The organism is Microbulbifer sp. MKSA007 (assembly GCA_032615215.1).
Taxonomy (GTDB): domain Bacteria; phylum Pseudomonadota; class Gammaproteobacteria; order Pseudomonadales; family Cellvibrionaceae; genus Microbulbifer.
In genome coordinates this window covers 2,751,953-2,769,490 of record CP128433.1, presented here as the reverse complement: position 1 = coordinate 2,769,490, position 17,538 = coordinate 2,751,953, and the positions used below count along the sequence as shown (strand labels likewise).

Below are 17,538 nucleotides of genomic sequence, written 5' to 3'. Positions count from 1 at the left end.
TGAGCAAAGCCTAAATATAGTTAGTTGAAGAGATGAATATTTGTTCAATCATAGCGCTGGGCTGAACTGCTGATGAGTTCCAATAACTTAGCATTGTATGCTTGAGCATAAAATTTATTGTGTTCGTGCTGCTCGCTATCCAGAGCGTAATCTTCAATATGAAAGCCGGTTCCACATAGCAAAAATATTTCCTGAGGTCTGAACTCAGCATACTTACCTTTCAAGTCCTCTTATAGTATCCCGGGCGTTACATGGCCAACACCTGGAGAATAAACATCCACGAACTTAGCCCGTCTATGAATGAAATCATCTTTCGCATCAATGAATCCACGCTCCGCTGACAGCACGGGATCGCTGGCTATTGCAATCAATTCATAGCTTTTTGAAAGTTCAGCCCATCCCCAAGCGACTACACTAGCGAGAAGGCCCGTGCCCAGAAGAAAGGTATTTCTAAGAGTTGACGTCATTGTCTCCACCTGTGGAAGCCCTAAGGCTTCGTCCTAAATAGGAAAAATAGGCTGTGAAAGCCTGGTTAATTCTTTTGCGTTGCTGCCCCTGTGGATACAGTCCCAACTTTGCCTCTTGACTAGCCTTTGAGCCAGCAACCAAAAAATTATTGTTGATACTGGCATCCTGAATAAATGCTTCGAAAGCCCGAGCACTCAGCTCTACAGGCTCACTGAAGTAGACAGAACCATTTGCTTTATCGGCTCTGATGGAAGCAGTCACCAAGTCACTGAGGTTATTACCACTCTCATCCAGCATCACAGTTTTAAAGCACGTAAAAAGTAAGTCATTGAGCGGGTGGGGCACTGGAGTTGCATTCCGTAACCAGGCCTCTGAGGCATACATGGTACTGGACGTATCACTGAACGCTTTTTGGGCTAAGTAATGATCAAATGCATGAAACCATTCATGGGCAATAGAGCCAGGCCCCGCGTTCTTGGCAAGAGAAAAGCTCCGGGCAGTAGGGTCATAAAAGGCAGCCATCCCTGGGCGCCCGCCGATTCCATATTGAAAAGACAATGTACCTCGGAGGGATATCAATGCTTCCGGTCCTTGAAGAATGGCCATTAGATCAACAAGTGCATCATAAAAAAGCCCAGCGGCCCGATCTCGCTCCTCGCGAGTGACCCATCGGCCAACAGCAATTGAGCGAAAGCCGAATCGCTTCCTGACATCCACAAACGAAACGGGTTGTCGTTGCTGGGTTGCAGTGTGACCACTGCGATAAAATGCCCTGGTCAGGACCATAATCAATGCCAGTCGATTGGAGGAGGGGGATATTAATCCTCTGGATTGAAGGCTTGCAAGAAATCGGAAGTGCTTCTATCCCTTTCAACGAATCCAATCGCTTTCTATTCCACCCAGTCAGAAAAGTAATCAACCAAGTAGTCAATCGCCATTCGCGCTCGCATGGGTAAAAAGCGACGATTCTGATACACGATCCAGCTACTGGCTCCGCGCCCACAAAAAGATTCCAAGATAGGCTCCAGTAAGCCCTGTTGAATTGAACCACTGAAACTGCTTTTGGGCATATAAGCTATACCCAAGCCTTGCTCGCAAGCTTTCACGATCGCATGGGCATTATTTGTTCTCCAGCGCCCACTAACCTTTACGCTTACAGGCTCTCCATTCAGGTCAAAAACCCATTCGTCATTGTTAGCCACCAAGCAACTCTGCGTTTTTAGTTGATCGGGGTGATTGGGTATACCATTTTCTTTCAGGTAACTCGGGCTTGCGACAGCCATCATTTGGCGGTCGGCCAGTTTACGAGCAACTAAGCCGGAATCCTCAAGGCGACCATAGCGTATGGCAAAATCAATCCCATCCTCGACGAAATTGACCATCCTGCTATTGAAGTCCATGTCGATTTTCAACCCCGGGTGTTTCAAGCCAAACTCCATCAGGGCAGGGGCAACATATTGCTCAGCAAAGATACCAGCACCGCTAACTCTTAGTGTTCCATTGAGCTGAAACTGTTGCTGGCTAACCTGCTCATTCGCCTGTTGCAGGCCAATCACTAACTCTTTACACCGCTGGTAATAGGCAGTCCCGGCCTGGGTCAGACTTACCTGACGTGTTGAGCGGGCCAAAAGGGATGAGCCCAAGCGCTCCTCCAGACGGGAGACCTGCCTACTCACATGGCTAGTACTGCAGCCAAGTTGCTTGGCAGCCGCTGAGAAACCTTGGCTCTCTGCCACCGCTACAAACTCGACTATACCGTCAAAATTTTCCATGTTTCTCAATCTCGATTGTTGCCATTCTGCAAAGGTATTTAACAGGTTTTACGCATTATCAGCACGAGAGGGACAATCTACAATCCCTCCCCACTGAATACTGACCAACAGAGGAAAGAAACATGAAGAAAATACTAATTCCAGTGACCAACCACGCCACCCTTGGTGAAACTGACCAGGCAAATGGCACCTACTCACCTGAGTTGACTCACGCGATTCACGTATTTATGGAGAGTGGAGTCGACTATGACATCGCCTCCATTGAAGGGGGTAAAGCACCAATCTATGGCACCGATATCGAGGGTGACGATGTCAATCAAAAAGTACTAAATGATTCTGAATTCCAAAATCGTATCAATAACACCATTCCTGTGAGTCAATTGAATATTTCTGACTATGATGCGGTCTTTTATCCGGGCGGATTTGGTCTGCTTTCTGACTTGGTAACTAATGAAGATTTCGCAAAGTTGAGTGCCAAGCACTACGAAGAGGGCGGTATCTTAGCAGCAGTATGCCATGGCCCTGCCGGTTTCCTGCCTATCACTCTCAGTAATGGTGAGAAGCTTCTGGCCAGCAAATCCGTAACTGGTTTCACCCGTGAGGAGGAGATCGACTTCGGCACTATTAATGATATTCCGTTTTTGCTGGAAGAATCTCTGGCAAGGGGAGCTGCACGTTATAGCAAAGTACAGCCATGGCAGGAATTTGTTATTGAAGATGGGCGGGTGATTAGTGGCCAGAACCCAGCGAGTGCCCACGGTGTTGGCGTTGCCATTGTCAAGCAACTGGCTAACTAAGTGACCTTCGCAGCCGACCCTCCTGGGTCGGCTGCGATTCTGAGTAGAGGTATCCCAAGTGCAAAATGCGATTATCTACCCATCTCTAATGCTTATTGCAGGCATCGGCATACCGGTAATGGCAACACTAAATAGCGGACTGGGTATCAAGCTTGGTAGTTCAGCCCTGGCAACTACACTGCTATTTCTCGTTGGACTTGTAATCTCCGCAGCCTATCTCTTGAAAACGGAGGGGTTACCCAGTGCTGTTTTTAGCAAAGATATTGCCTGGTACTTTTACTTGGGTGGGATTCTGGTGGCTTTCTATATATTGAGTGTGACTTGGGTGTCGCCAAGGTATGGTGTGGGTAATGCGGTATCTTTCGTTCTTCTAGGGCAACTGCTCGCCATCAGCGTTATCGACCATTTTGGGCTACTAGGTGCGCAGCAAACCAGCTTGGATACCAAGCGCCTTATTGGTCTCGCCATGATGGTTGTCGGCGTACTGTTGGTAGTGAAACGCACTTCTTAATTTCAGAAAAAATGGTTATGTATAGAGAGCATATGGCTAATTTAATCGTTATGGCAAAAGTCACAATCCGCCCACAATATACTTCTCAGGCATCAGCGTTGTTAATCGAGCTGGCATGTAAGTCAGAACAAGAGTCTGGCTGTTTATCCTATAAAATTTTACCCTCACAGGATGAAGGCAATGTTTTCACTACGCTAGAAGTTTGGGAGTCTTCTGAAGCTGAAATGCAGCATTGGAATACAGACCACTTAAAAACCATCATTGCAAAGTTGAATCCACTTCTTGCTGCGGAGGCAAGAATCGAAAAATATACGGAGGTAAAAACTATCTAGCACAACCGTTATTTTATATTGCAACTTTTTGTATTCTCACTTTTATAACATCAATACCTTCATTTTCATTGAGGTGAGTCAAATCGGACATCGGCTTAAAGAAGTACATCTATACCAATGAGATAGTCTTTCTGTTAGGTTATTTTTTTGATCTCATAATTAGGGGCATGGCCTTTCTTATAAACCAGAACTGTTCGCTGAAAGCTCATAAAAGTATCTCCTCGCTGATTAATACCACGGGTTTCTACATTAACAATACCCTGTGTTGGTCTAGACTTGGATTCACGTTTAGAAATGACTTCACTTTCTGCATAAACCGTGTCACCTTCAAAAACAGGTTTGAGCAGTTTAACTTTGTCCCACTCAAGATTGGCAACAACTTTCTTGCTAATAGTATTTACAGTCATACCCGTGACAATAGCCAATGTCAGAGTACTATCTACTAATGGAAGGTTCCATTCAGTGCTCTCTGCGTAATGGGCATCAAAATGGAGTTGCGCCGTATTCATAGTTAACAGGGTCATCCAGGTATTGTCTGTTCGCGTCAGCGTCCTACCTGGGCGGTGCTCGATAATGATACCTTCTACAAAGTCCTCGAAGTAGAAGCCAAAATCTTCGCGATATCGATTGTTGTCAATCTCTTTATAGGGGTTAAATCCCATCAATATTGCCTCCTTGGTTGAGTGGCTCTAAGTTCGCTTGGTTATGCCCACAGCACTTGTAGATTTTTGCTGGAGTAGCCTTTAGCTAAGATTATTAAAGTTTGAGATTATTTGCTGGGCCTTAGAGTAGATCGGGATATCTATCATTCGGCCTTCATATTGGCAGGCTTTACCTGAGGATTCATTGTAGATACGAACGATTTCCTTTGCTTCCTTATACTGGTCTAGTGTGGGTCTAAAAGATATCTTGATAGTTTTTACTTGTTTAGGGTGAATAGCTGCCTTGCCACTAAAGCCAAGCGATTGAGCCTCATTGAGTTCATTAATTAGTCCACCTTCATCCTTAAAGTTAAAACAAGGGGAGTCATAGCAAGCTATCTGTTTGAGTGCGGCAGCTTCGACCAATTTCATGCGCGCCCATATGAGTGCTTGTGGGGTGCATTCACAATTCAGATCGGCTGCATAATCAGCGGCCCCAAACATCAAACCTTGCAACTTTTCAGAGCTACAGTTAACGATATCATATAAATTGGATGCTCCCTGAGCGGTTTCAATTAAGGCTATAATCGAAATATCCTTATAGGCTTCGCTCAAGAGCTCACTGATAAGGTTGATATCATGTTGAGATTCTGTTTTCGGATAAAGCACCACATCTATAAATGGCTTTTTATCAATAATTTCAGCCATATCTTTTATTCCATTGATCGTTGACAAACTATTTATCCGAATTGCACTTATAACACCATTCGAGCTTGGCCTTGAATAAAAATCGATCGCGATATCCCTGGCACTATCTTTGTCCTCCACTGGTACGCTATCTTCGAGATCAATGATTATTCCATTCGCCCCAACTTCAGACGCCTTAGCAAATCGTTCCGGTTGGTTTCCAGGGGTGAATAACAATGCGGGGAAAAGCTTTAAGTTGTTCATTTTATCGCTCAAATAAAGTTCTGCTCTTTGGCCTGCTCCAATAAGCTCTTACGGAATTTAGGGTGTGCGATTTCAATCAAGGCGAGGGTCCGCTCTGTGGTTGATTTTCCCATAAGTCTGCAAGCTCCGTACTCGGTTACCACGTAATCGATATCTAACCGAGAGTCTGTGGTTATAGAATTCAAACGTGGAACTATCCTGGAGGTATTACCACGCTGTGCCGTTGAGCTACTGGCCAGAATAGTCTTCCCATTTTTTGAGTAGTAAACTCCCCTCACGAAATCCAGTTGCCCACCAACACCGGAGAATTGATGTCCAATGAATTCCGCATTGACCTGTCCACTGAAATCAATCTCAATAAATGAGTTGACTGAGATCATATTATCGATCTGGGCTATTATTTGGGGTTCATTCACATATGACACGGGCAGACAGAACATAGATGGATTGCCATCTATAAAGTCAAATAGTTCTTTGTCTCCAGCTGCAAAAGTGAATACGCTCACATGAGGGTTAATTGTCTTTCGGGCATTAGTTACTGCTCCAGACTTAATAAGCTTAATCATACCCGGTGTTATTACCTCGGTATGAATGCCCAAATCTTTCTTTTTAGTTAGTTGTTCACACACTGCATTCGGAATAGCGCCAATACCCATTTGGATAGTTGCGCCATCAGGTATTAACGGAACAATGTAGTCACCAATTTTTCTATCTAAATCGGTAATCTCTTTTGGAGATTCCTCCGCTAATTCCATATTATTTTCAACAATGGCATCCACTTCACTAATGTGCAACAAGGTGGCCCCCGCTGTACGTGGCATATTTTCATTCACTTCCACAATTAATCGATTTGCGTGGCGCGACAACTCAATAGCATAATCACCATTAGTGCCAAAGTTGAAATAACCATGCTTATCCATCGGCGCAACAGTTACCAGAAAAGCATCTATTTTAACTTGCTCTCTGATTATTTGAGGATATCGACTAAAAGATATAGGGACATAGTTAATATATTTTTCCCCTTTTGAAAATCCAGCATTTGCTAATTTAACTTCGTCTTTAGTTAGCATTGAAGAGTAAGGCCTAACCCGGTCCATTAGATCTTCTTGAAAAATTGTTTCCGTCGCAACCTTCCCACAGCGCATATAATAGACTTTTAAATGTGTGATAAATCCATTTCGAATATGCTTCTCAAGTGCTGAAAGTAGGGCTGGTGGGCTAGCGGTGCGCATGCCGATAGAAATAACGCTATCGTCTGGGATTAAATTAACTGCTTCTTCCGGTGTTAGCTGTTTCTTTTTATACAGGGCGTTGTTATCCATAGCAGATTAACCGATTATTTGGCCACACTGTGATCCTTGAAGCGGCTGCTGTCGCTCTTACGGTCCTGTTACAAAGGCGTTAATAAGCAGAAAACGTTCATAGACTTGCTATCAAGCACTGATAAGGAAGTAAGAGCTACTAAGCCCTGCGATTATAGTTTGTGAATTAAAGCTTGTTTCAGAAGGGCTAGTGACTTAACGATGAATATCATGCAGCTTGTTTGAGCAGATTCGATTCTATGCAGTCGGTATGTTCTAAAAGCTCCGCAGTTGATCTTTATGCCACGGTGGTATTCGTAAAGTACCTAAATCTCTTAATGGTGTTCCATTAGCTTTAAGTGCTATTCACCAAAGATTACTGCCTATCAGTTGTCTATAAGAAAGAATGATGTGACTTTAGCTGATCCATCAAGCAATGGTATGCCAAACCTCAGCAACTACACTTTTGCAAACACTCGTAGATGCCGCACTGGTACTATTCCAAATAGTTCTTTAGCGGTTCCTAAAGCAACCGTTGGAAGTCTATTCATGACAAAGTCAAAACGTCCACTGATTTCCGTCAACCCCTTAAACGGTAAAACTCTGAAGACTTATCACGAAATGTCACAAGAGGATCTCGACAAGGCGATCGGTCGCGCAGACAAAGCCTTTGTAAGCTGGAGAAACCGAAGTTTTAGTGATCGAGCAGTGATACTAAAGCGTGCAAGCAACCTATTTGAGGAGCGATCCGAAGAACTTGCCCGCCTGATGGCGTTAGAAATGGGTAAGAAGCTCAGTGATGGTCAAGGTGAATTGGCACTTTGTGCTGAAATTTTTGACTACTACGCCGAAGAGGGCGAAAAAATCCTAGCTCCACAGCAGCTTTCCACCCGCGAAGGGGAGGGCACTTTAGTCTTCCAGCCCTTAGGAGTGGTCTACGGCATCCAACCATGGAACTTTCCCTTCTACCAACCGGCTCGCTTTACCGCCGCCAACTTGATCGCCGGCAATGTTGTACTTACTAAACATGCCTCTAATGTTCCCCAGTGTGCCGAAGCCTTCGCACAGCTGTTGTTTGATGCAGGGGTACCGGAAGGAGTCTATACCAATCTACCGATCACATCCGGTGGGGCTGCCTCCATTATTGATGACGATAGGGTCAAAGGAATCTCCTTTACTGGCAGCAATGCCGCCGGTGCAATGGTTGCAGAGCAAGCTGGCCGCAATGTAAAGAAAACTGTTATGGAGCTGGGTGGTGTTGATCCATTTATCGTGCTCGAAGATGCGGATATGGATTTAACGATACAGCGATTTGCGGAGGGAAAGCTGGGCAATTGCGGGCAGATATGTTTGGCTGCGAAGAGAATCATTCTAACGGAGCCCATTGCTGAAGAATTCCTAGACCGAGCTACCAAGCTGTTCCAAGCGCTGAAATCCGGTGACCCTCTTGTAGAAAGCACAGATTACGGTCCGTTATGTACCGAAAAGGCTGCTGAGCAACTTGAGGATCAAGTCAGCAAGTCCGTTAAGGCAGGCGCCCAACTGCTAGTGGGGGGTAAGCGTAATGGCGCATTTATCGAGCCAGGTATATTAACTGAAATACCCGCTGGTTCCCCGGCAGCAGTAGAGGAGTTGTTCGGCCCCATCGCTTGTGTTTGGGTGGTTCCCGATGAGGAGGCAGCGGTTAAGATGGCCAATGATAGCCCCTTTGGTCTGGGTGGTTCTGTCTATACCCAGGACCATGAAAGGGGGCGCCGTGTCGCGGAACAGTTGGAATGTGGTACTGCCTTCGTGAACCATGCCGCTTCAAGCTACGCCAGTATGCCTATGGGAGGAGTGAAGAAATCCGGCTATGGCCGGGAGCTGGGAGAACTAGGTATTAAAGAGTTTGTCAATCAAAAGCTGATACGGTACTTCTAAGTAGCGCAATATAGACATGGGCAGAGCAATGAAAGTACTTGTGGCGGGTGCTAACGGTGCAATCGGTGAAATCCTTGTGGGTAAACTTGTCGACAAAGGGCACGAGGTAACCGCTATGGTCCGCAAGGAATCCCAACAAGATAATTTGCGTAGTACAGATGCGCGCCCCATTCTTGGAGACCTGACAAAGAAGGAGTCCCTGAACAATGCGGTAAAGGGGCAAGATGCAGTCATTTTTGTTGCGGGCTCCAAGGGTAAAGCATTGGAATCTGTGGATCGGGATGGTGCTATCCATCTTTGTGATGCAACGAAAAGCGCGGGTATATCGCGCTTTATTCTATTGAGTTCCATTTTTGCCGGGCGAAAGGAGCAAGGGCCTAAAGAACTTCAACTCTACCTTAAAGCCAAACAGATTGCAGTTGAGTAAATCGGAAAGAGTGACTTTATATATGTTCAGGTGCTCACTTGAGTAAGTCACCAGTATTCTCTTCGCTACCGACCCCGCCAACGCTCCGTGTCTCACGCCCTTCGAGTAAAGTTTAAGATACTCTAGTTAGGGGTTATGAGGTCTTTAATCGCAATCGATGTTTCAAATTCTAAACTCATGTGAAGTCAGAATCATTGATATTGAATGGATTTTAAGGCCAATAGTTTTATAAATATGGTGTGCCTCAATCATTAGCGCACAATACTCATTAAGAGCCACTTTTTTGTCCCGCATAGATGAATTAACAATATTTTTCAGTGCATTCATAGTGAAAGCATTACATGAGCTGTTCTGATCATTTCTATGGCTTTTGCTTACTTAAGGCGCGGCTTCGCAGGAATCTAGACCTTTCAAGAAGTCGGAGTGTAGATCGCTCTGCAAGCCCCGAAGGGCGGGTCTTGAAGGCCACAACTGCTGAGTTGCAGCTCTTGCAAAGGACTAAGGCCATTTGCTGCGAGCTCCGTTTAACATTTGCAGCCTTCAAGACCAGCAGAGGTATTACGGAGTTATTCAGAGAATCCTTAGATTAAAAAAAGTCCAGACGAATATGAAGGAATGACCACATAAGATGAATTTAAGATGGCGTCTACTTAAAAAAAGGGGTGCTGCTGCAATGCTCCCATTTTGCACAAATTGCGGACAGCTTAGCGGGTCTTCTAGCTGTAGAAAGTTGAAGTTCAGCCTCCCCCCCAGATGACTGGTTAAATATTAGGCACAAATGAGTATCCTGCGTGAACCTAAGTTAGTTTTCACTACTTAATATGTGCTGTTTTAATGTAAGATTATAATGTGAAAAGGTGAGCGAGTTTTTCTACCACCCCAGCAATCTAAATAGTATTTGGAGAAGTAATAATGAAATATGCAATATCAATAATTTTTTCCTGTTTTTTGGCAGTCTCAGCAGCAGCGGAACCAGCTTACACAGGTGATGCAGTCCCATCATTTCTTCATATTTTTAGTGAAAGCGGTCATGCCTACGTGGATCACCAGTCGGGCTACTGTAATACAGATAGATTTGTCTTGTATACAAGCCATGAAAAATATGATGCCGTTTTTTCTATGTTACTTTCGGCTCAAATGGCTGAAAAAGAAGTTATGATTCGATTTGATGGTTGTGTTAATGATGGAGATTTTGGGAAAATAATTGGTGTATATTTAAAGTAGAATATACGAATTCGAGAAGCTGGTAGTTTCTAGTGGTCCATCCGGTTAATTCTATAGCGATTGTTTTGCACGCTCTACAAAAGCGATGGTTTGACCGGAGGGCTTTGTCCATTTAAATGGTTTTACAGCTTCAGCATTGTGAGCCTCGATGAAGCAAAACTAGGATACCTACAGATTAAAAGATGACGTCAGAAATAGTACAGGCCTTTCACTTTAAAGGCCATTTCTCCTGGTCTAATTCGGACGATGTGAAATGCTGAAAATTAAGCTTTAGGTTTAATTGCGTAACTTTAGCTAAATCGGAAGGAATAGCATCGAAGGTTGGGAGGGAATTAGTAGGGTGTTGCCAAATGGAAACCTTGGCAATTACCTATGCCATGTACCCAGCGTTTATTGAACTGAATACATGCCTGTCGCACAGCCCCTGCTGATCCCATCAGGCTTTTAAAGCGGCTTTCAAAGTTCCAATTTTAATAGAGCCCATGTTTGGTTGAGGTGCCCAGCCGTTCAAGGACAGGGAGCGTGTTTTGAGAAGTGGCACCGCGCTTTTTGGGGGCTAAATGTCGGCTAGCCCAATCTACTAGCGCCAAATACTGACCTAGCAGAAAGGGTAGCCCTCTCAGTATATTCAAACGCTCAGCGCCGACAAATGGAAGTAGATTTTTGGGTTGCTCAACTTAGGCTGCCACAAGAATACGCTGTTGAATTGAAGTGTAATCAGACTCTTGAAGCATCTTCGCGATATTCGCATGGATCAGGCCGAGGTCTACATGGGCCAGATATTGGGTATCTAGAATCGGTAGCTAGCGGATTGGGCCTACTTTTGAGTCAGCGGCCACACTGAAAACTTCACAGCAGCAAGCTAACCAGATCTTCCATAATTTTCTTATCAGTGCGTATATCTAAATGGATACCAAAAGTGGAATAGGTCTCTTCGTCTTTAATTTTCGTGTCCTTATTATTGTCCGAACCTAATGAAAGGCTACAAATATAACTCTTAACTAAGGGGGCGGGACAGGTTTGACAGGTACTCCTATTCCTAATCCAAATGTTTTGGTTGTTGTACATCTTTGGAGTGTGTTCTAATTGCGCGTTTTTTGTATCATTTAAAGGAATGACTCTGTATGTTAACTATTTTTAAGAATAAAGTTTTTGGCTCATTTTTAAGGTTGAAGTATTTCAGCCTTATAAACTTAGTTTTTTTACTCCATGCAGCACCTAGCTTTTCTTACAGCCTCGATCAATCCTATCAGCTATACGCGGACGGTAGCACATATTATTTGAAAACAAACTCCATATGGGTGCCAATTGGGGTGGAGATTATGGTGATTATACCTGCCTATAAGGATGGGCAGGTACTTAAACTAGAAAAAGTGAATGGAAACTGGGTCGTCGAGTCTATTTCAATTTCTATCTTTAATGCCGTCGCCCCATCGCTATTGAGCGGGAATCGAATTCAATATGTTGATACAAACACTGATGGTCATTTAGATATACAGGTCTCCTTGGGTGGGGCGGATGGAACAGTCATTCTGCTTAATGACGGTACATCATCGGTTTTCACTGCCTCTAAACCTGAACGACGCGTAATATTTATTCATACCGACTTATTGGGCTCGCCCGCAGCAGAAACTGATGTTAATGGTCAGGTTTTGAGTCGTTAAATACTCTATAGAATAACTTTTATTTGAGCCTAATGTTTTACAGATGACCTCACAGTGACAGGGGTTACTATCGAGAACATTATGAATTTATCGGGAATACTTTGAATGAAGAAATCTGGAAAACTGATCAGTAATACTGTACCACTGACACTATATATTTACTGTTCTTTGTTTTTGTCAGGGGTTATTTTTAGCCTAAATACTTACGCCATGACCGAAGATGAGCTGGCGACAGTGCTTTTCCCTGTGGGTGATAAAGTTGAGCCCTTGACTTCTGAGGTTTTTAACGAACAACTAGATTTACAATCGGGAGCTGTCACTTTTAGAAGAAGTGATGTAAAACTCCAGCCTTTAGGAGATTTATCAGTCGCTTACAATATCTCCTTTGGTGTTAGCTATGGAGCCGCGTACGGCTGGGTCGAAGATATACCTAGAATAGAGTCCAGTTATGCAAAGCGGGCAACTGGTCCAGCAGAAAATATTGAGCCCGATGCTTTGACTGATGGAAACTTTTGCTCAACAAGCTATCGTAATCCCGATGAATTAGCGTACGATCTTAATGAAGATAGTAACCTCCCGTTTGCCACGCCCCCTACCTTACATATTCCAGGCTTACTGCGAGAGCGCCTATTAATTAATGACAACCCCAAGAGTCCTACTGACTCTCCTTTTATCACTAATAGTGGCTGGCGTGTAGAGTGCTATGATTCCCCCAACTCTAATATCAATGGTTTTTTAGCAACTTCCCCTAAAGGCACAAAATACTATTTCGATGTTTATAGCCAAAGGCCGGCCTTGATCAAAATGAACGATGAGCTTAGGCCATATCTTCAGCATCCTGACTTTCTAGAGGTTTATGCTAGAAAGACATACCATATGCTCTATATCAGCAAAATAGAAGATCGGTTTGGTAATAGCGCAATATACGGTTATGACATCCGCTACCGCAAAGATTTTGATATAGATCAAAATTACTTTTTGATCAATCAATTAAGTAGTATCACCCAGAACGATGGTCAGAAAATTGACGTCAATCTTGTAAATGGACGAAAGACTGTTTCTGCTAACAACAGGCAGTGGCAATATTATTACTCTAGCAATAGTTCAATCTCAAATTCGACATTTAAAGTAGTTATGCCGAATGGCCAGGAGTGGACTTATCGTACAGCAGGCCCTGAAGATCCCTACCGATATTTTTGGGAAACAGGTATGACTGGGCGGTATAGAGGCTGTAGTGCAAGAACTGAAGGTAAATATATTAACGTAGAGATTGAAGCCCCAGGGAACTTGAGTGGAGTTTTTTACTTTAAACCAACGATTATATCATTGGCGAACTATAAACGACGTCCATTTATTGACGAAGAGCTTGACCGATGCCATATGTCGATGGCACTAGATAAGAAAAGAATTGATTACGATGCAAATAAGAGCTACACATGGTCCTATCAGTACTCAAACCATAAAGGTGAGTTCCAGGAGATGTTTAGTTATGTACCAACGATAACCGAGGCGGAAAAATTACAGGGTGATGTCCCGGAGAGTGTTGATCGATATCTCAGTGGTCGCACAACGGTAACAATGCCTGATCTTAGCTATGTTAGCTATTATACCAACCGCGATAGATTGTCTAACAATTTTGGCTCAGTTATTGCTCTTCAAAATTATTCTGCGCCAAATAACGGCTCATCAAAATTGCTTCGGGAGGTGCAGCTTGACTATCAGTTAATCCCAGCTGTTGGTTCTAAGTGGTGGTTGCGGCAAAGTCCCGATGAAAACGGATACCGCTTAAAATCCAGAAGAACTATCGAAAATGATGAGTATTTAACAGAGTTTGAAGACTTTAGCTTTTTTGGCACACCACTAATTCGCCATGAGCAACATAAAAATCAATCAGGCTCGACCGTTCGAGAAAAATATACTAAATATAGCTATTTAAATGACTATAGCAACTGGGTACTGGATCAATTCGTAAGCAGCTCTGTAAGTAGTAATGGAAATTCAAATTCTTACACCGAGACAGATAAGCTAAACTACAGCACCTTTAGTTATACCAACCGCTATACCAGCCAAAAACTACCAAGCAAGCAGTACAAATTTGGACAACTCGTCAAAACCTATAAATCTTACGATGCCCAGGGAAATCCAAGCCGAGTTGAATTTAATGCGCCGCTAGCATTTGGCACTGGCAATCGGTTTATAGAATATAGTAATTATAAACGTGGCATTCCACAAACAATTACCGTACCTCGTCGAGAAACGACAGGTGAAATGATACTATCGAGAACAGTTGACGATAATGGTTTATTTACCAGCATTACAGATTTTAATGGCGTTACCACACAATATAAATACGACGAAATAGGGCGCCTTATAGCCAAGGATTTAGAAGATGATACCGATTACAATTACAGTTGGGCAGATACACTGTATCAGTGGGATGATGACACCAACACAAGAACTCTAACACGCTGTAAATTGAATGCTTCGCAGAACGCATGTATTAATGGAACCACCGCATTAAAAACACAAGAAGATTATGATGGCTTAATGCGGCTGGCAAGTACAGAAGCGGAGAATCGACGTCAGACTAAGCCCAGTGAAAATACTATTTATAGAAATTTTACCTACAACTTTAATAATCAAATATTATTTTCCTCCTTTAACAGCTATTATAGTGTCGAAACTGGCGGCACAACAAATACTTATGATGCTTTAGGGCGTATCAAATCCATATCTAAAACAGGTTTAGGAACTGTTACATATGATTATCGATCAGGAAACATAGTCGAAGAAACAGATGCGGAAAAAAATATCACGACGACTACTTACTCTGCTTATGGGGAACCGTCCTATGAAAAAGCAATAAAAATTGAATCTCCGGAAAGTGTCGTAACTGATATCAATATTGATATCTTTGATTTAGTGAAATCTATTACTCAGTCTGGGCCGGGTAAAACCTCAAGCACTACCATAAGCCAGACCGAGAATCATTATTATGACACATATAAACAACTGTGCCTGGTTACTAGAAAAGATATCGGAAGTACAGCATATAGTAAAAATGCACTTGGCGAGAATCTCTGGACGGCTCAGAATATTAGCTCAAACTACAGTAACTGTTTAAGTAGCCAACCTAGTGATGCAACTCTGTATGGATATGATAATTTAGGTAGACTCCATTCAGTTGATTTCTCTGATAGTTCACCAGATATGCTTTATCAACGCGACAATAATGGGAATGTAACATTAATTGCTGCTGGAACAGTAGGCCATATTTACAGTTACAATAACCTCAACTTGCCTGAAGATGAAGTTATAGATATAGAAGGAAGTATAAATTTTTCTCTTGATTACACCTATGATTCCTTAGCACACCTTTCGTCAATAATCTATCCTGATGCCAGTCAAGTGAGTTTCGCTCCCAATGGCTTTGGGCAAGCAACTCAGGCAGTTCGAGAAGCAGCAAATGGCTATAGTGCATTTACCTATGTAGACGATGCAGTGTATTACGCGAATGGGTTGATCAATGGTTTTGATTTTGGCAATGGCCTTAGCCATAAAACCATGCTTAATAGCGCTCAGACTCCAAGCAATATTGAAGACTCTAGTGGCAATGTTAAAGCGCTGGATTATAGTTACCTCTATGACAACAACCTCAATGTTACTCGTATATTAGATAATATTGACACTGATTATAGCCTTACCGATTTAAGCTATGACGGGCTTGACCGACTGACAAGGACTTATGGGAATAGTGGCATTGGCAACAGTACTATACGCTATGATGGCCTAGGAAATATCACCTATTATCAAAGCAAAGACAGTACTCTGGATTATAATTATGATACTAGTCTGAACCGACTGAGTTCAGTCACTGGCAGCGGATCAGCTTCTAAGAGTTACAGTAATTTTCAATATGATTCACGCGGCAATATCGTCAATAATAGCCATCGGAAATTCACCTATAATTTAGCCGGTCAAATGACCACTTCCGATTCTAATAGCTATCTTTATGACGCTTACAATCGGCGTGTTAGAACGGTAGATAGTGAAGGCACAGGTTATAGTATTTACAATAGGAATGGTGTACTACTTCACCGATACACGCCTGCAGGTGGTATCAATTACATTTATCTTGGAGACAGACTCGTCGCAAAAGATGGTGTTATTGCCGATAATTCTGGTAAACAACATTACCGGCCTTATGGAAAAAGTATTGAAGGTGAAGTGGATGATGTCGGCTACACAGCTCACAAATTTGATGCCGATCTTGATTTGTCTTATATGCAAGCTCGATATTATGACCCCAATCTAGGTAGGTTTTACTCGAATGATCCGATGGGCACAGTTACGCACCTAAGTACGGAAAACGGTATTCATGGATTTAACAGATATATGTATGCAAACAACAATCCGTATAAATATACCGACCCTACGGGTATGTGCTCAGTCGGTGAAAAGCATTGCGTTGAAACTATATCTAGAACTACAAATTCAGATAACTCAATAACAGTTTCTAGAACTGATACTAGAACTAATGGCAATACGTCTACAACTACCCCTTCTGGTTCGTTAAAGCTGAAACCACAAGCTTCTGCCAATAACGCCCCTGCGACAGTTACATCTACTATGGAAAATAAACTTTTAGATTTAAGTGAAGACGTCAATAAGACGATTAATGTCCATAGCGGGGTTAGAACACAAGCTCAACAAAACTCCCTAAAGGGAAAAACATCGAATACAGTAGCTTCTACTTCTCAGCACACGGTAGGTGATGCCGCTGATATTACAGTAACAGGAATGTCAGGTGCGGATCTATCGAAAGCTGCTGTAGATTCAGGAGACTTTGAGCGTGTAAACTTGTATAACTCAGGATCAGTTCACGTTGATCAAAAGAATGTTGGTCCGGGGACACAATATTATAGACAATGGAAGCGGAAGCCCAATCCATGATGAAACTCATTAATTTAATTACAGCAACACTTCTAGTTTTAGCCGCTGGCTCATGTTCTTGGGCAACTCAAGGGTTGACTAAAGAGTTTTCAGTTAGCGGAAAAAGAGTCTGTGAGCTTTCTTTAGGCGGAAGCGAAAAATTACTCCAAGGCTCATATGATAAGATTCCCGTCTATACAGAAGAGGGGGAAAGCTATAAGTTTCGGGGTAAAATATGTGACAACTCTGTACTAGCAGAGATCGAAATAAATAGCCATTCCATCAGCAAAATATCAATAATTGATGTTGATTTTTGTGTTAACGGTATTTGTATTGGAAAACCTTTTGAAGAAATACAAAAGCTTATACCGAATTCAAAATTATTTTTTAGTGGTGAAGAAGGAGGTTTTTTTTCACTCGAAGCCACAAATGGAATTCGATACGAGTTTTCTACGGAAGGAATTACTATCGATTGTTATGTTAATCGAGAAAGCTGCAGAGATAAGATTGAACGGGCTAAGCTGAAAGCCATAGTTATTTAATTTACATCAACACGGAATCGGCACTCCATGAGTATTCTCGGAGTGCCTTTTTACTA

16 protein-coding genes are annotated in these 17,538 nt (G+C 42.8%); 9 read left to right on the top strand and 7 right to left on the bottom strand.

The window, feature by feature from the left end; genetic code table 11:
* Positions 1–44: 44 nt before the first annotated feature.
* From QT397_15175 to QT397_15160, 4 genes are all read right to left on the bottom strand, one after another.
* On the bottom strand, positions 45–224 hold the full coding sequence (locus QT397_15175; protein WNZ54236.1) for a hypothetical protein: 180 nt from the start codon (positions 222–224) through the stop codon (positions 45–47).
* Positions 225–230: 6 nt separating this feature from the next.
* Positions 231–467 (bottom strand): hypothetical protein, encoded by a 237-nt coding sequence (locus tag QT397_15170; GenBank protein WNZ54235.1) that lies wholly within the window; start codon positions 465–467, stop codon positions 231–233.
* Complete coding sequence (locus QT397_15165; GenBank protein WNZ54234.1) at positions 451–1,254, bottom strand: hypothetical protein; 804 nt, start codon at positions 1,252–1,254, stop codon at positions 451–453. Before QT397_15165 ends, QT397_15170 begins: the two co-directional genes overlap by 17 nt.
* A gap of 104 nt (positions 1,255–1,358) precedes the next feature.
* On the bottom strand, positions 1,359–2,240 hold the full coding sequence (locus tag QT397_15160) for a LysR family transcriptional regulator (protein WNZ54233.1): 882 nt from the start codon (positions 2,238–2,240) through the stop codon (positions 1,359–1,361).
* A 122-nt stretch (positions 2,241–2,362) separates the two neighbouring features.
* On the opposite strand from QT397_15160, the gene QT397_15155 reads away from it, so the two are divergent.
* From QT397_15155 to QT397_15145, 3 genes are read left to right on the top strand one after another with little or no spacing between them, the layout of a single operon-like run.
* Positions 2,363–3,037, top strand: coding sequence for a type 1 glutamine amidotransferase domain-containing protein (locus tag QT397_15155; GenBank protein ID WNZ54232.1), 675 nt, complete (start codon positions 2,363–2,365; stop codon positions 3,035–3,037).
* A gap of 58 nt (positions 3,038–3,095) precedes the next feature.
* The gene (locus QT397_15150) at positions 3,096–3,548 is read left to right on the top strand and encodes a DMT family transporter (protein WNZ54231.1); all 453 of its coding nucleotides are present in this window, start codon (positions 3,096–3,098) and stop codon (positions 3,546–3,548) included.
* 32 nt (positions 3,549–3,580) lie between these two features.
* Entirely contained in the window at positions 3,581–3,880 is a 300-nt protein-coding gene (locus tag QT397_15145; protein ID WNZ54230.1) for a putative quinol monooxygenase, read from the top strand.
* Positions 3,881–4,014: 134 nt separating this feature from the next.
* On the opposite strand, the gene QT397_15140 is transcribed toward QT397_15145, so the two are convergent.
* The 3 genes from QT397_15140 to QT397_15130 all read right to left on the bottom strand — a co-directional run bounded on the left by QT397_15140 (position 4,015) and on the right by QT397_15130 (position 6,794).
* The gene (locus QT397_15140) at positions 4,015–4,542 is read right to left on the bottom strand and encodes a MaoC/PaaZ C-terminal domain-containing protein (GenBank protein WNZ54229.1); all 528 of its coding nucleotides are present in this window, start codon (positions 4,540–4,542) and stop codon (positions 4,015–4,017) included.
* An 81-nt stretch (positions 4,543–4,623) separates the two neighbouring features.
* Positions 4,624–5,484 (bottom strand): CoA ester lyase, encoded by an 861-nt coding sequence (locus QT397_15135; GenBank protein WNZ54228.1) that lies wholly within the window; start codon positions 5,482–5,484, stop codon positions 4,624–4,626.
* Complete coding sequence (locus QT397_15130; protein WNZ54227.1) at positions 5,481–6,794, bottom strand: acetyl-CoA hydrolase/transferase C-terminal domain-containing protein; 1,314 nt, start codon at positions 6,792–6,794, stop codon at positions 5,481–5,483. The genes QT397_15135 and QT397_15130 overlap by 4 nt, the downstream gene beginning before the upstream one ends.
* Before the next feature lie 528 nt (positions 6,795–7,322).
* Between QT397_15130 and QT397_15125 the strand changes: the two genes are divergently transcribed.
* The 6 genes from QT397_15125 to QT397_15100 all read left to right on the top strand — a co-directional run bounded on the left by QT397_15125 (position 7,323) and on the right by QT397_15100 (position 17,482).
* Positions 7,323–8,693 carry an NAD-dependent succinate-semialdehyde dehydrogenase gene (locus QT397_15125; GenBank protein WNZ54226.1) on the top strand — a complete coding sequence of 457 codons (1,371 nt, stop codon included), beginning with the start codon at positions 7,323–7,325 and terminating at the stop codon, positions 8,691–8,693.
* A 28-nt stretch (positions 8,694–8,721) separates the two neighbouring features.
* Positions 8,722–9,120: an NAD(P)H-binding protein gene (locus QT397_15120; protein ID WNZ54225.1), complete on the top strand. Its 399-nt coding sequence runs from the start codon at positions 8,722–8,724 to the stop codon at positions 9,118–9,120.
* 912 nt (positions 9,121–10,032) lie between these two features.
* Positions 10,033–10,344 (top strand): hypothetical protein, encoded by a 312-nt coding sequence (locus tag QT397_15115; GenBank protein WNZ54224.1) that lies wholly within the window; start codon positions 10,033–10,035, stop codon positions 10,342–10,344.
* A gap of 1,124 nt (positions 10,345–11,468) precedes the next feature.
* The gene (locus QT397_15110) at positions 11,469–12,008 is read left to right on the top strand and encodes a hypothetical protein (GenBank protein ID WNZ54223.1); all 540 of its coding nucleotides are present in this window, start codon (positions 11,469–11,471) and stop codon (positions 12,006–12,008) included.
* Between the two features lie 105 nt (positions 12,009–12,113).
* Complete coding sequence (locus QT397_15105; GenBank protein ID WNZ54222.1) at positions 12,114–16,961, top strand: RHS repeat-associated core domain-containing protein; 4,848 nt, start codon at positions 12,114–12,116, stop codon at positions 16,959–16,961.
* Positions 16,958–17,482, top strand: coding sequence for a hypothetical protein (locus QT397_15100; GenBank protein WNZ54221.1), 525 nt, complete (start codon positions 16,958–16,960; stop codon positions 17,480–17,482). The genes QT397_15105 and QT397_15100 overlap by 4 nt, the downstream gene beginning before the upstream one ends.
* The last annotated feature ends 56 nt before the right edge of the window (positions 17,483–17,538 follow it).